Origin of the sequence: Dyadobacter sp. BHUBP1, assembly GCF_050587785.1 — a bacterium.
In the GTDB taxonomy this organism is placed as follows: Bacteria; Bacteroidota; Bacteroidia; order Cytophagales; family Spirosomataceae; genus Dyadobacter.
Map to the genome: position 1 here is coordinate 570,234 of NZ_JBOBIH010000003.1, position 14,590 is coordinate 584,823.

A 14,590-nucleotide genomic window follows, 5' to 3' on the forward strand; every position below is an offset into this window, starting at 1 on the left:
CTATACTATGCAATCATCCTCCGACGCAGAAAAAATCTGCATCCTCGCGCTTATGCATACGCCCGGAATCGGGGCTGTGACGATCCGTCAACTCATCAGCTACTGTGGCAGCGCTTCCCAGGTTTTCCATGCGGATTATAAAAAGCTCATCAAAATCCCCGGTATCGGCGATAAAATCGTAAAGGCTGTTTTGGGTAAAAACACGCTGGAACTGGCCGAAAGGGAACTTGCTCAATGCCGCAAAACCGGAACCCAATTACTTTTCTTTCATGAGCCGGAATACCCGGCACGCCTCCGGCCGCTTTACGACGCACCCATTGCCCTTTATGCCAAAGGCAACACCGACTTTAACTGGCCGCGCACGGTAGGAATCGTAGGCACGCGGAATATCAGCGAGTACGGGAAGTCGGTGACGGAAAATATCATCCGGGATCTGGTGCCCTATCAGCCGCTTGTCGTCAGCGGCCTGGCCTATGGTGTGGATATCACTGCCCACCGGCATTGCATGCGCAACAACCTGGCCACGCTGGGAGTCATGGCCAGCGGGTTGGATGTGATCTACCCGGCCGTGCATCAGCGAACCGCTTTCGAAATGCAGAACAACGGGGGGATCGTTACGGAAAGCGCATTGGGAACAAAGCCGGATTTTATGAGATTTCCGGCGCGGAACCGAATTATTGCGGGGCTCAGTGATGTTACCATAGTAGTGGAATCGGGGCGGACAGGCGGCAGCCTGATCACCGTTGAGTTTGCGCAGAACTACCACCGGGAGGTGTTCGCGGTGCCGGGCGGTATCCATGAACCGCAATCCGAAGGTTGTAATTTTCTGATCCGTGATCATAAGGCTTCGATTTTCACGTCGGTGGCGGATATGGCCGCCGCCCTGGGTTGGGGTGAGGGAATGCCCGATGCAAGGCAGGCAGATACCTCCGAGCAGGCAGTAATGACTTTCGAAGGTTTTACACAGGATGAGGGCCAGGTACTTTCGCTGTTAAAGCAGCGGGGGGCGATGCAAATCGATGAGCTCGCGTGGCAATCAGGCATTCATTTGAACCGGCTGGCCACGCTGCTGTTGAACCTCGAATTCCAGGGAATGGTCCGGTCGATGCCGGGCAAGAAATACGGGTTGATTTAAATGCATGGATAAAAGTATCATTCAGTTAATTAAAGAAGGGGAGGGACTCACGATTGAGTTCAAGCGGACGGTTGACAGTCCTTTCAAAATTGCCAAAACCATTGTTTCCTTTGCCAACACCTCCGGCGGAAACCTGCTGATCGGTGTGGCGGATCACGGCGCTATTATGGGCGTGCAATCGGAATTGCGGGAGTTACAAAAGCTTGAAAAGGCGCTCGTGAAACTCATTGAACCGGAATTAGTGGTTCAGATCAAATCGGAGAACCTGGACGGCAGGAAGGTGTTGTGGGTGACGGTTAATGAAAGTGAAGACAAGCCGCATCACGCATTGAATGAGAAAGGCGAACGCATTATTTACATTCGTGTGAAGGATAAAAGCATGCCTATCCCAAGGCTGCTGCTTTACAACGGGACTGATCCGGAGACAGAGAAGTTATTGGCCACACGGCATGTGAAGACATTGATCACTTACCTGAAAGAAACAGATTCCGTAACGGCCAAAGCATTCTCAAAAATCATCAATATCTCCGAAAAAAGGGCGGAACGGATGTTGCAGGATTTGGCTGCGCGTCAGATTTTACTCAAACTCTCCCGAGGAAAACCTGAAAGTTTCAGTCTCAAATGGGCTGAATAAAAAACGCGGTCAACCCCGGAATTCCGGGTGCCGACCGCGTTTCATAGATTACGTTGATTAGTTGATACCTACCAACTCCAGTTCAAAAATAAGATCCTGACCTGCCAACGGGTGGTTAGCGTCCAGTACCACGTAAGTTTCAGTAACCTCCCTTACAACAACCGGGATGACCTGGCCGCCGTCCTGATGCATGTTCAATGTACCGCCAACCTCTAATGGAATGTCGGCAGGGATTTGCGCGCGGTCGAATTGGATGACCATTTCGTCGTTCACCGGGCCGTAAGCTTCGGCGTTAGGAATGTTGATTGTCTTTTTGTCGCCGATTTCCATGCCCGTTACACCATCGTCAAATCCTTTGATCACCTGTCCGCTTCCCAGCGTAAAGCTCAAAGGCTCACGTCCTTCGGAGGAATCAAAAAGTTGTCCGTCCGGCAGGGTACCTTTGTAATGTACCTGCACTTTGTCACCAGCCTTTGCCTGACTCATAATTCTATATTTAGATGGTTTGAAAAAGCATTCGTGAATCTTTTTTCACGAATGCATTGAGAATGAAAATTAGTATGCCCGGGCAAATACCACACGTCCTTTCGACGGTTTGCCCGAGTAAATGCAAACGCCCTCCTCTGCCTCCTGGTTCAAAGGAATGCACCGGATGGTTGCCTTCGTTTCTTCCTTGATCTTCTCTTCGGTCTCGGAAGTGCCGTCCCAATGCGCTAGGATAAACCCGCCTTTGGTATCGAGAATATGGTTGAATTCTTCGAAAGAATCTACTTTATGGGTATTCTCCTCGCGGAATGTAAGCGCTTTCTTGTAAATAGACTCCTGAATGTCGTTGAGCAGGTTCTGTACATAAACTGCAATGCCTTCCACCGAAACCGTCTCCTTGGTTTTGGTATCGCGGCGTGCCACTTCCACCGTACCGTTTTCGAGGTCACGGCCGCCCATAGCCAATCGCACAGGAACACCTTTCAATTCATATTCAGCAAATTTGAAACCTGGCTTCGCATTGTCACTGCTGTCGTATTTAACGCTGATGCCCAGTTTCTTCAAATCTTTGGTGATTTCCGCTACTTTCTCGGAAATCTGCGTCAGTTGCTCGTCGTTCCGGTAAATAGGAACGATCACCACCTGGATAGGTGCCAGTTTTGGAGGCAATACGAGGCCGGCGTCGTCGGAATGCGCCATGATGAGCGCGCCCATCAGACGTGTACTAACGCCCCATGAAGTTCCCCAAACATAATCCAGCTTACCTTCCTTGTCCTGGAATTTCACGTCGAATGCGTTTGCGAAGTTCTGGCCCAGGAAGTGGGAAGTTCCGGCCTGCAATGCTTTTCCGTCCTGCATCATCGCTTCGATACAGTAAGTGTCTTCCGCACCGGCAAAACGTTCGTTAGCAGTTTTCACTCCTTTGACAACGGGTACAGCCATCCATTCTTCGGCAAACTGTGCGTATACTTCCAGCATTTGCTTTGTTTCCGCAATTGCTTCCTGTGCGGTAGCGTGCGCGGTGTGGCCTTCCTGCCACAGGAACTCGGCCGTGCGCAGGAACAGGCGCGTACGCATTTCCCAACGCACCACGTTCGCCCATTGGTTGATCAGCAGCGGCAGGTCGCGGTACGACTGGATCCAGTTTTTATAAGTACTCCAAATGACCGTCTCCGAAGTCGGGCGAACGATCAGTTCTTCTTCCAGTTTCGCTTCCGGGTCAACGATAACGCCTTTGCCGTTCGGATCGTTTTTGAGGCGGTAATGCGTCACTACGGCGCACTCCTTGGCAAACCCTTCCACGTGTGAAGCCTCCTTACTGAGGTACGATTTCGGGATGAAAAGCGGGAAATAGGCATTGGTATGGCCTGTTTCTTTGAACATGTCATCCAGCGCGCGCTGCATTTTTTCCCAGATCGAGTACCCATACGGTTTGATCACCATACAACCTCTTACCGGTGAGTTTTCGGCCAGGTCGGCGCGTTTCACTAATTCATTGTACCATTCGGAGTAGTTTTCACTTCGTGTGGGCAAGGCTTTACTCATTACTTTGTATTATTTTGGAATTGAAATGGAGTATTACGTTAATTCAGGCCTTTTTTCAAGGGAGTTGCAAAGATAGTTTTTTATGTTAACTTTGGAATTAATGTATAGTTACGGACGTTTACTTCACAGGGAGAATGCGTTTTTATATCTATATTAGCAACAAACTTTTAATCCTTAAAAGCCATGAGTATGTTCAATAAAGCAAAATATTTGTCTTTGCTGGTGCTGCTGGGAGCTTGGGGATGTACTTCAAATCAGTATGCATCGCGCTCGGGCGGCGGATATGATGATCTCTACGGGGGAAACTCCGGCGGAGGACTTGTGTTGGCTGACCGGGGAAGTGATCAGGAAGTATCCCGTTCGGACAATCCGGATTATACCTATACAGGCAACTATTCCGAAAACGGTACAGCGGACTATTACGACGAAAATTACCTTTCGTCCAGAGCAGTAAAACGTCAGGTATCGACAGACGTGGGCTATAATGCCGGTTTTGTCGACGGCTATAATGCAGCGAATTTTAACAGTCCTTATTACGGCGGTTTGGGCTCCTATTGGCCCGGCAGCTACGCAGGTCTGTCACTCAACTTCGGTTACAGCGGGTTTAGAATGCGTCCTTACTTCGGATTCGGCTTCGGATCGATGATTGGGTATTCTCCATGGGGTTATTCACCATGGGGCTATGGCAGCATGTTAAGCTATGGCTATGATCCGTTTTACAGTCCGTGGGGATACAGCCCGTGGGGTTATAACAGCATGTACGGCTGGGGTGGAGGTTACTACGATGGCTTCTACGGCGGTTACGGTTATTCGCCATGGGCTTACAGCCGTCCGGTGATCGTGATCAACAATTCCGACCGAGGCTATACGAGAACTTACGGGCCGCGTGTGGTCGACGCGAGCAGAAACCGCAGCAGTGAACGTTACAACTCTAATTTTGTAAACTCGTCGCGGACACGTTCAGAAACCGCTACAAGGGGAAGCCGCGATGGTGGCCGTGTGATCTCAGGCGATACATATTATTCTTCGCCAAGATCGGAACGCTCAAGCCGTGGTAGTGCAGTAGCGAATGGCGGAAGAACGAATGCGGAGTCCTATGGTTCGCGTGTCGTGGATGCCAGTGGTGGTAATGTATATTACTCACGCCCTCGTTCGGCCAATGCCAGTAACTACTCTTCCGAAAGCGGAAACACCAATGGCGCCAGCTATTATTCGTCCCCGCGATCTTCGAGAGGCTCTTCCTCATCTTCGTACAGTGCACCATCGTACAGTACACCAGCAAGAACCCAGGATTATGGGACGCCTAGCAGAAGCTATTCGAACCAGAGAAGCGAATCATACAGTGCACCGACCCGGACTTACAGTCAGCCGTCGTACAGTGCTCCTTCAAGAAGTTACAGCGCACCATCCGGTGGCGGAGGTGGCGGTGGCGGTAGTTCAAGCCGTTCTTCGAGAGGTCCAAGATAATATCCTGAAAAAGAGATAGTCGTGTCAAACCCTGCAAGATGTCATAATTTTGCAGGGTTTTCGTTTAAATTGTATTGAATTAAGTATTAACCGCCATGTCGAAAACATCCTCAGGAATTGCGCTCCTCTTTTCGCTGCTCACTTCATCAGCGGCATTCGCACAATACGCTACCGACGCACTTCGCTATTCAGAAATTAACCAGAACGGATCTGCACGCTTCCAGGCGCTGGGCGGAAACCATGCAGCCATCGGCGGCGACGCCAGTTCTATTTACGGAAACCCGGCGGGTCTGGGATTTTATAACCGGAATGAATTTACTTTGAGCCCAGGTATCACATTTGCAAATACAACTAGCGAATATCTGGGCAATAGTTCAAAGTATTCCGGTGATGGAAAGGTCAAATTCAGTCCATTTCAGGGGGCGTCGCTCGTGTTCGCGAGCCAGCCGGGATTTCAACGGAAGTGGAAACGCTCGTCATTCGGTGTATCTTTTTCCCGGCAGCAATCATTTCAAAACGGCTACCTGTACGGCGGACGGAACAACAACAGCGCCTATATTGACAATGTATTGGAGACGGTCAATAATGCGAACCCTCCTTACACCATCAAGGAGCTGGAAGACGGTCTGAAAAACGACGCCGCAGGCAACCCGATCGCCAACTCGATTCCCGTAGCCTATTACCAGATGTACCTGATTAATCCAACAACGACCTCGGGACCGCCGTTTACGGCGATTGACGGGCAAAGCGTGGTGGACCAGTCGGGTGACTTTACTTCCAAAGGTGCCACGTCGCAGTGGACATTTGCTTACGCGGGCAACCTGGATGATAAATTTTACCTGGGCGGAAATATCGGGTTCAGCAGGATCAAATATGACTATTCTTCCCGGTTTAGCGATGACTATATAAACAGTCCCTCGTTGACCTACATCGATCAATTTGAGGATTTTACAGTTCGCGGTAACGGGTTCAATGCCTCATTGGGAGCCATCTACAAGTTCAATCCGATGTTCCAGATCGGTGGAACGCTGATCAGCCCGACGATAAGCGCGCTTAAAGAAACATTTAGCCAAAGCGTAGCTGCGGGCTTCGTCGGCGGAAAAGTGAAAGATGCGGATGGGAACCTGATTACACCGCCGTACAATTCACTTCCCATTGCGGCAAATGATTTTGAATACACATTGATAGGGCCGATGCGTGGCAACCTGGGGGGGACCGTGTTCTTCCAGAATAAAGGATTTATAACTGGGACCATTGAGTATGTTGGTTATAGCGGCATGCGGGCGAAGACGAGTTTTCTGGATGCCGACGGTAACCGTGACTTCAAGAACGACACAAAGGCGGAAATTAAAGACACTTTCCGTAACACTGTTAATTTCCGGTTGGGAGGAGAGGTTAGGGCCAATATCTTCCGCGCGCGTATCGGCGGAGCCTATATTGCAGATCCTTACCTGGACCGTACAGACGGGATCGACCGAAGTAAGCTACTGTTTTCGGCGGGTGTAGGCGTACGTACCGACCGCTTCTTTGTGGATTTGGCGGGAACCTTTATCACCTATAAATCCGCATATACGCCTTATTATCTGAACAATCCCAATAGCTACGCATCCGTGGAGATTACCAATCGGCCGGTTAACGTAATGCTGACAGGCGGCGTATTTTTCTGATGAGGTTCGGGATAGATATTAAACTGAAAAAACCTGCTTAGCGCAGGTTTTTTCAGTTATAACAAGGGCGTAAGCACGTCCAATAGATGACTGACATCTATCTCGCCCTTCAATGTAAAGTCTGCCTGTGTGTAGTACGGGAGCCGGTCTGTAATGCGGTTTTGCAGCGTGTCGACGAGCGACGTCGCGCCAGAAAGAATAGGGCGGTCGTCCTTGCCATGGTTTTGGATCCTTCTTGCAAGATCTTCGGCCGGAACATCCAGGAAAATGCTGACGCCCATTCCTTTGATTACCTTCATATTATCAAAAAAGCAGGGTGTGCCCCCGCCCGAAGCGAGCACAATACCTTTTTGTGTGGCCGTTTCCTTCAAAATCCGGCTTTCGACTTCCCGGAAATAGGCTTCCCCTTGCTGCGAGAAAATAGCGGAAATCTCCATTCCCTGGTCTTTCTCGATTAGCTTGTCAAGGTCTACGAACTGGTAATTCAATGCCCGTGCGAGCTTTTTGCCGAGCGTAGTTTTGCCGGAAGACATCATCCCGACGAGTATTATATTCTTCATTTAAAGTCACATTATTTGACAAGGCTCACTACCTCATCGGCAGTCGGGGTGTCGTTGTAATGCCATTTGCCTTTCACAATACCGTCTTTCAAAAGCCACAGGCCCGGGTTGGAGCGTGAAATGGTTTTCAAAACCGTCGCATCCACATAATAGTAAGGGGCGGTAAGCTGGTGTTGCGAGAGAAAATTCTCGATGTCGGCGCTGTTTCCCGAAGTAAGGATGATCGGTTCCACACCTTTGCTTTTTACAGCATTGATCAGCTTGTTGATATCCGGTAATGCGGCGGTATTAATGTCGGTGAGGCTTTTGATAATCAGGAAAAGTTTTTTGCCCTGAAAGGTGCCTTCCGTAAAATCGCCTGCGTCATTCCAGACCTTGTAATCCGTGATTTTCGGTTTCGCATCCTCATTCAGCACGACCATTTCCTTGAATTTCAGTGTAGTGTCACTCGGATATTGCTCATATTCCAGTGTTTTGCCATCTTTTTCAAAAACATATAGATACCGAAGCGGCTCGGAAGGCTTCATTTGCGCGGGAATGCTCGCGCCCACACGGTAAGGCAGCAAATCGACGATCGGTAAGTGGCGCAACGAGTAAATGGCAACGCCGAGTGAAACCAGCGTCGAGATAACGACGATAATGCCGGTAGGGTAGGATTTGAACTTCTTTCGGTAGTATACGATCACCAGAATCAGGATCAACAAGAATATATCCTTGCCAAACGACGTCCATGGTGTAAGCTTGATTGCCGCGCCGAAGCAACCACAATCGGTCACTTTATTGAAATAAGCCGAATAGAATGTCAGGAATGTAAAAAAAACTATGATCGCCAGCAGCAGCCAGGAGGTGGTTTTGGGTTTGTAAGCGACGAGTAATGCAATACCCAGGACAACCTCCGCCGTGCAAAGAAATACCGAGAAGTACAGTGCCAGCGGCACGAGCGCCATGAAAAAATCATGTAGCGCGGGGAGGTCCGTCGCGAAGACCTCGAAATATTCTTCCAGCTTGTACTGTGTCCCGATCGGGTCGTTCAGCTTGATGATTCCGGAGAAAATGAAAAGTAATCCTACTACGACTCGTGAGATCTGGGCAAAGATTTTCATTGCAAACTGGACGGCGGTTTGGGTGTGTCTTTGTTAGTTGGTCTGTAAGGCGTTCGATTTAATCAGGCAGAATACCGAATAGTTGATAATATCCTGGTAACCGGCTTTTACGCCTTCGGAAACGAGTGTAAGGCCCTGATTGTCTTCTATTTGTTTGATCCTTAGCAGTTTCATGAGAATGATGTCAGTCATGGAGCTCACACGCATATCGCGCCACGCCTCGCCATAGTCATGGTTTTTATTAAACAACAATTCCTTCGCTTCGTTCACCTGAGAATTGTAAAGATTTGTTAATGCTGAATCGTCGATATCCTGGTTTTGCTCTGTGGCCGCGATCTGGATCAGCGCCATGACGCAATAATTGATGATCCCGATAAACTCGGATGACACATCCTCATTCACTTTCTGTACACCCTTGTCCTGGATAGTGCGGATGCGTTGGGCCTTGATGAAGATCTGATCGGTAATCGAGGGAAGCCGAAGGATACGCCAGGATGTCCCGTAGTCCTTGTTTTTTTTTGTAAAAAGATCTTGGCAATACTGAATGATTTCCTGATATTCCGATTCTGTGGATTTCACTGTTTCAAATGAGTTAGAGACTTTCAGACGGTAGGAAGAAAATGCTTTGATATTCATTCCTTTGCCTGTTTTTGAAAAGAATTTATGTTGCAAGTTAGTAAAAAAACGCTCAATATCCGGGGCACGCTGCTCGATCTGTCGGCACCCGCGGTAATGGGCATTATAAATATCACGCCCGACTCATTCTACTCCGGGAGCCGGGTTGGTGCGACGGACGAGATTGTCGAAAAGGCCGGACAGATGCTTTCCGAAGGTGCCGGTATGATCGACATCGGCGGTTATTCCACACGCCCCGGCGCTCGGGAGGTGAGCGCGGAGGAGGAGGGCGACCGCATCGAATCCGCCGTGGAGCCACTTGCTAAATTTTTTCCCGACCTCATCATTTCTGTTGATACCTTTCGGGCCGAAGTAGCCGAAAGAGGCATTCGCAAAGGCGCGCATATGATTAATGATGTCGCCGGCGGAACGCTCGATGACGCCATGTTCGAAACCGTTGCCCGCCTGCGTGTACCGTACATATTAATGCATATGCGTGGAACGCCGCAAACGATGAACAATCTGACGGACTACGAACGTTTAGTGCCGGATATCCTCAGGGATTTAAGGCAGAAAGTTGCATTGTTGCAAAGTAAGGGAGTCGCGGACCTGATCATCGATCCGGGTTTCGGATTTGCGAAAACCATCGCACAGAATTTCGAGCTGATGCGGGAGCTCAAACAGTTCCAATTACTGGGATACCCGGTACTGGTGGGCATTTCGCGTAAGACGACAATCTACAAAACCTTGCATATTTCGCCCGAAGAAGCGTTAAATGGTACAACGGTGCTCAACACGCTGGCATTGGAGCGGGGAGCGTCGATCCTCCGTGTGCATGACGTGAAACCTGCCGTGGAAGCGGTAAAACTGTGGATGGCCGCAGGTAACTATCCGAATTAAAATAGTAATTTAGTCGCTGTAAAATATCACCTTTCGTATGCGTGTGGGTTTTCTGAACATCAATTGGGCTGATATCCTGGATGTTTTTTTAGTGTCCATTCTTCTTTATCAGGTATATACCCTTGTTCGGGGAAGTATTGCAAGCAGGGTTTTTCTCGGGTATTTGTTCGTTTACGTCTTCTATCTGGTAGTCAAAGGGCTCGGTTTGGGGCTGCTGACAGCCATCCTGCAATACTTCATGGGGGTTGGTGCCGTAGCATTGATCGTGATTTTCCAGCAGGAGATCCGGCGTTTTTTGCTCATTATCGGCAAGTCGACCATTTATACCAATAATGGTTTTCTCAAAAAGATCATCGGCAATTCCATGCGTGACTTTAAGGTGAAAAACCTGAAAGAGGTGATCGACGCGAGCAAGACCATCGCCGCAAACTTTACCGGTGCATTGATAGTGCTCAACAAGCGCGACGATTTGGGTAAATATGTTGAAACCGGTGAGATGCTCGATGCGCGTGTTTCCAAGCCGCTGCTGGTGTCGCTTTTCAATCAATACAGCGAGCTGCATGATGGGGCGGTGATCATTGTGGATGGAGTCCTGAAAGCGGCACGCTGCGTGCTGCCGGTGGCCGATGGCGTGGATGTGCCGTCGTCGCTGGGTTTCCGCCACCGTGCTGCGATGGGTATGAGCGAAGCTACGGATGCGATCGTTATTGTGATTTCGGAGCAAACCGGTAAAATTTCATTGGCAGTGGAGGGAGAGCTGCACAGCAATATCCCTTATAGTGAGCTGGAATCGCGGATCGAGGAGTACCTGGCCTCGGATGTGCAGCGCATGCCGAAGTAGGTTTATTTTAATTAAAATATATTTTGGGAGGAAATTTGGCGTTTTGGGAAGCAATTTCTATTTTTGCAGACCGAAATGAGAAATAGAAAAATATTCATTACAAATGGCAAATCATAAATCAGCTTTAAAAAGAATCCGCGCTAACGAAACTAAGCGTTTGCGTAATCGTTACCAGCACAAGACTACCCGTTCATACATCAAAAAATTGCGTGAAACGACTGATAAGGCAGTAGCTGTTGAAGTTTACAAAACTGTATCTTCAATGTTGGATCGTTTGGCAAAGAAAAATATCATCCACAAGAAGAAAGCTTCTAACCAGAAGTCTAAACTGGCGAAATTCGTCAACGGACTTGCTGTTGCAGCGTAATTTTTACTTCCTGTGACCCGAAACCCCGGCAAATGCTTGCCGGGGTTTTTCTTTTTATTGTATATTGCGCGTTCTGAAAAGAACCTTGCACAGGTATAAACGCCCCTGCAAGGTTCTTTTTGATGTAAGCTCAAATTGTTCAAACCACCTAAAACTTAAATTCTTTTCCATGAAGAAAGTAGCATTATTTGCTGGTTTGGCTGCGTTGGGAAGCATCCCGGCGGTAGCCCAATCACCCATCACATTCAATGCCCGTGGTCTGGTTGTAGCGTCTGATGCCGATCTGGCAGCTTCCGCATTGGTTGATGGTAAGCTATTAAGAGACAACACATCGAAAGACCAGCTTACTACCATTAAATTCCCGATCGAAAGGGGGAGTAAAGGCCTGGGAAGTGCGCTGGTATCAAATTCAGCGCTGGGCTACTCCAAAACGCTGGCAGTATCACCGACCGGAACGCTCGCATTCGTGCTCGAAAACCGGATCAGACCGGAGGATGGTATAGGGGAATACAAAGACATTTCAAAGGAGTTTCCGGTTGGAGAGAAGCTGTTTGTGGTCGATATCAGCAACCTGGCGGCGCCGAAGGCAAAATTCGGTTTTCCGGTCGGTAAAAAGCCGACTTCTATCGACGTCAACAAAAATGAACTGATTCTGGCGACTAATGATACCGGCAAAGAGCTCGTGTTCATCGAGGCTGGTCCGGACGGCAAACCCGCACGTTTCCTGAATCTGCCTGCCGCATTGGATACCACTAACCGTATCATAGACATTTCATGGCATCCATCCGGGGATTTCATCGCATTCACGCTCGATAATTCCAATGAAGTGGGTCTATATAAAGTGATTCGCGAAGCAGGAAAACTGAAAAATGTGGAAATGGTAGGCAAGCCGGTAAAAGTAGGTGTTGACCCTTCTTTCGGAAGATTTACGGCCGATGGCAAGCATTACCTCGTTCTCGACGCGAAAGGGCCGCAGGGTAAGGGCGCTGGTGAAGGTGAAGTTTTCGTGATCGACTTCTCAATGGATGGCGCGGTTGAGCACAAAGTGGCGGGCCAGGCTCCGGTTGGGTTAAATACCGGTTCATTTGCATTGAGCCCCGATGGTACTCTGCTCGTAACGGCTAATGCAGGCAAGAGCGGCTCGCCATGGGCAGAAGCAGGTGCAGGTACCGGAGCGTCGCTATCATTATATAAGGTGGCCAACACCGGCGCGCTGACCAAAGTAGCGGATTATCCGTTCGACGGCATTTACCCTCAGAGCGTCGCTTTTGATAAAGATGGCTCTAACCTCGCGGTTTCCGTGTTTGAATATCTGGAATACGGCAGCGGCAATGGCGGTGTGGAGTTCTGGTCGGTGACCAAGGGCGATACCCCGGCATTAAAAAAGCAGGGCGCGAAAGTGAGTGTCGCCAAGGGTGCGCATACCTTGCGCGTGATCCCCTGATTAAAGGAAATCTTGGATTTTAATAGGCAGGCCGGTTTGTTACCGGCCTGTTTTGTTTGCATTTAGTTCGCCCAAGGATGCTAAATCAGCCCGATTTTTGTAATTTTGCGGTCTCATTCATAAATAATCAATTTACAGATGATTACGGTTCAGAACGTATCGCTGCGATACGGTAAAAGGGTATTGTTCGACGAAGTAAATATAAAGTTTGTCCCTGGTAACTGCTATGGCGTGATCGGCGCTAACGGAGCCGGGAAATCCACCTTTTTAAAGATTCTTTCAGGCGAAATCGAGCCGCAGACCGGTAGCGTAAGCATGAACCCCGGCGAGCGTATGACGTTCCTGAAACAGGACCAGTTTGAATTCGATGCGTATACCGTCATGGATACGGTGATCCTCGGGCACGAGCGTCTTTATAAAGTAATGAAAGAACGGGAAGCCATTTACGCGAAAGAGGATTTCACGGACGAGGATGGTGAAAAAGCAGCCGACCTCGAAGCAGAGTTCGCTGATTTGAATGGATGGGAAGCCGAAACAGAAGCCGCCCAGCTTTTGAGCGGTCTTGGTTTGGGCGAAGACCTGCACCATTCATTAATGGGCGATCTGAACGCGAACGATAAAGTGCGTGTCCTGCTCGCACAAGCGCTTTTCGGTAATCCAGATGTGCTTTTACTTGATGAGCCTACCAACAACCTTGACGTTGAAACGGTATTGTGGCTCGAAAACTTCCTCGCAGATTTCAAGAACACGGTCATTGTGGTTTCCCACGACCGTCACTTCCTCGATGAAGTTTGTACGCATGTGGTGGATATCGATTTCAGCAAAGTGCAGCTGTTCTCGGGTAACTATTCATTCTGGTACCAATCGAGCCAGCTGGCATTGAAACAGCGCCAGGATGCCAACAAGAAAGCGGAAGACAAGCGTAAGGAATTGGAGGATTTTATCCGCCGGTTCAGCGCGAATGCTTCGAAATCGAAGCAGGCAACTTCCCGCGCCAAATTGCTGGAAAAACTGACTGTTGACGATATTAAGCCATCTTCCCGCAAGTATCCCTACATCGCATTCAAATCCGAGCGTGAGGTGGGTGACCAGATTTTGCGCGTGGAGGGGCTTTCCAAAACCGCCGAGGACGGAACCAAGCTGTTCGACAACATCAGCTTTACCGTCAATAAAGGAGATAAAATTGCGTTTGTGAGCCGAAATGTACTGGCGATCAGTGCATTGTTTGATATTGTAAGTGAAGTGGATAAGGCCGATAAGGGCGAGTTTAGCTGGGGTGTTACCATCACCAAATCCTACTTCCCGAAAGATCCGGGACAGTTCTTCGATGTGGATTTGAACCTGGTTGACTGGCTGCGCCAGTATTCCGACGAGAAGGACGAAAGCTTTATTCGCGGTTTCCTGGGGCGGATGCTTTTCTCCGGCGAAGAGTCGTTGAAGAAGGCGAAAGTACTTTCCGGAGGTGAAAAAGTACGTTGTATGCTCTCGCGCACGATGCTCTCCGGGGCGAATGCACTCGTACTCGACGACCCTACCAACCACCTCGACCTCGAATCGATCACTGCATTGAACAACGGCCTGATCGACTTCACCGGATGCCTGCTATTCTATTCGCACGACCACCAGTTCGTGGAAACTGTCGCGAACCGCATTATCGAGATCGGACCAAAAGGAATTCTCGACAAGCTGATGACTTACGATGAGTTCCTGACGGATGAAACCGTGAAACAGCAGCGTCAGAAACTGTATTGATTTCAGGTTAAATCATATAAAAGCACAGCCCCGTTTCAAAACCGAAACGGGGCTGTGCTTTTATATATGCTACT

At 49.1% G+C, this 14,590-nt stretch carries 14 protein-coding genes; 9 read left to right on the forward strand and 5 right to left on the reverse strand.

Annotated features, from left to right (window positions below; genetic code table 11):
- Window positions 1-7: 7 nt before the first annotated feature.
- A complete protein-coding gene (dprA, locus tag ACQ4MZ_RS14595) occupies window positions 8-1,135 on the forward strand; it encodes a DNA-processing protein DprA (RefSeq protein WP_430845809.1) in 1,128 nt (375 codons plus the stop codon).
- Window positions 1,136-1,139: 4 nt separating this feature from the next.
- On the forward strand, window positions 1,140-1,769 hold the full coding sequence (locus ACQ4MZ_RS14600; protein WP_430845810.1) for an AlbA family DNA-binding domain-containing protein: 630 nt from the start codon (window positions 1,140-1,142) through the stop codon (window positions 1,767-1,769).
- A 57-nt stretch (window positions 1,770-1,826) separates the two neighbouring features.
- On the opposite strand, the gene ACQ4MZ_RS14605 is transcribed toward ACQ4MZ_RS14600, so the two are convergent.
- Both ACQ4MZ_RS14605 and proS read right to left on the reverse strand, forming a co-directional pair.
- Window positions 1,827-2,255 (reverse strand): FKBP-type peptidyl-prolyl cis-trans isomerase, encoded by a 429-nt coding sequence (locus ACQ4MZ_RS14605; protein WP_430845811.1) that lies wholly within the window; start codon window positions 2,253-2,255, stop codon window positions 1,827-1,829.
- A 69-nt stretch (window positions 2,256-2,324) separates the two neighbouring features.
- Window positions 2,325-3,800 carry a proline--tRNA ligase gene (gene proS / locus ACQ4MZ_RS14610; protein WP_430845812.1) on the reverse strand — a complete coding sequence of 492 codons (1,476 nt, stop codon included), beginning with the start codon at window positions 3,798-3,800 and terminating at the stop codon, window positions 2,325-2,327.
- A 189-nt stretch (window positions 3,801-3,989) separates the two neighbouring features.
- On the opposite strand from proS, the gene ACQ4MZ_RS14615 reads away from it, so the two are divergent.
- Window positions 3,990-5,267: a hypothetical protein gene (locus ACQ4MZ_RS14615; RefSeq protein ID WP_430845813.1), complete on the forward strand. Its 1,278-nt coding sequence runs from the start codon at window positions 3,990-3,992 to the stop codon at window positions 5,265-5,267.
- 95 nt (window positions 5,268-5,362) lie between these two features.
- Window positions 5,363-6,934: an OmpP1/FadL family transporter gene (locus ACQ4MZ_RS14620; protein ID WP_430845814.1), complete on the forward strand. Its 1,572-nt coding sequence runs from the start codon at window positions 5,363-5,365 to the stop codon at window positions 6,932-6,934.
- Between the two features lie 56 nt (window positions 6,935-6,990).
- Here the strand turns inward: ACQ4MZ_RS14620 and ACQ4MZ_RS14625 are convergent, their stop codons facing one another.
- From ACQ4MZ_RS14625 to ACQ4MZ_RS14635, 3 genes are read right to left on the reverse strand one after another with little or no spacing between them, the layout of a single operon-like run.
- A complete protein-coding gene (locus ACQ4MZ_RS14625) occupies window positions 6,991-7,494 on the reverse strand; it encodes a shikimate kinase (protein WP_430845815.1) in 504 nt (167 codons plus the stop codon).
- A gap of 11 nt (window positions 7,495-7,505) precedes the next feature.
- On the reverse strand, window positions 7,506-8,597 hold the full coding sequence (locus ACQ4MZ_RS14630) for a BT_3928 family protein (RefSeq protein ID WP_430845816.1): 1,092 nt from the start codon (window positions 8,595-8,597) through the stop codon (window positions 7,506-7,508).
- Between the two features lie 33 nt (window positions 8,598-8,630).
- Complete coding sequence (locus ACQ4MZ_RS14635; protein ID WP_430845817.1) at window positions 8,631-9,233, reverse strand: DUF1599 domain-containing protein; 603 nt, start codon at window positions 9,231-9,233, stop codon at window positions 8,631-8,633.
- Between the two features lie 27 nt (window positions 9,234-9,260).
- On the opposite strand from ACQ4MZ_RS14635, the gene folP reads away from it, so the two are divergent.
- The 5 genes from folP (at window position 9,261) to ACQ4MZ_RS14660 (ending at window position 14,516) form a co-directional block, all read left to right on the forward strand.
- Window positions 9,261-10,112: a dihydropteroate synthase gene (gene folP, locus ACQ4MZ_RS14640; protein ID WP_430845818.1), complete on the forward strand. Its 852-nt coding sequence runs from the start codon at window positions 9,261-9,263 to the stop codon at window positions 10,110-10,112.
- A 37-nt stretch (window positions 10,113-10,149) separates the two neighbouring features.
- A complete protein-coding gene (gene cdaA, locus ACQ4MZ_RS14645; RefSeq protein WP_430845819.1) occupies window positions 10,150-10,953 on the forward strand; it encodes a diadenylate cyclase CdaA in 804 nt (267 codons plus the stop codon).
- A 103-nt stretch (window positions 10,954-11,056) separates the two neighbouring features.
- Window positions 11,057-11,320, forward strand: coding sequence for a 30S ribosomal protein S20 (rpsT, locus tag ACQ4MZ_RS14650; RefSeq protein WP_019944067.1), 264 nt, complete (start codon window positions 11,057-11,059; stop codon window positions 11,318-11,320).
- A gap of 169 nt (window positions 11,321-11,489) precedes the next feature.
- On the forward strand, window positions 11,490-12,764 hold the full coding sequence (locus ACQ4MZ_RS14655; protein WP_430845820.1) for a WD40 repeat domain-containing protein: 1,275 nt from the start codon (window positions 11,490-11,492) through the stop codon (window positions 12,762-12,764).
- Window positions 12,765-12,902: 138 nt separating this feature from the next.
- Complete coding sequence (locus ACQ4MZ_RS14660; RefSeq protein WP_430845821.1) at window positions 12,903-14,516, forward strand: ABC-F family ATP-binding cassette domain-containing protein; 1,614 nt, start codon at window positions 12,903-12,905, stop codon at window positions 14,514-14,516.
- Window positions 14,517-14,590: the final 74 nt, after the last annotated feature.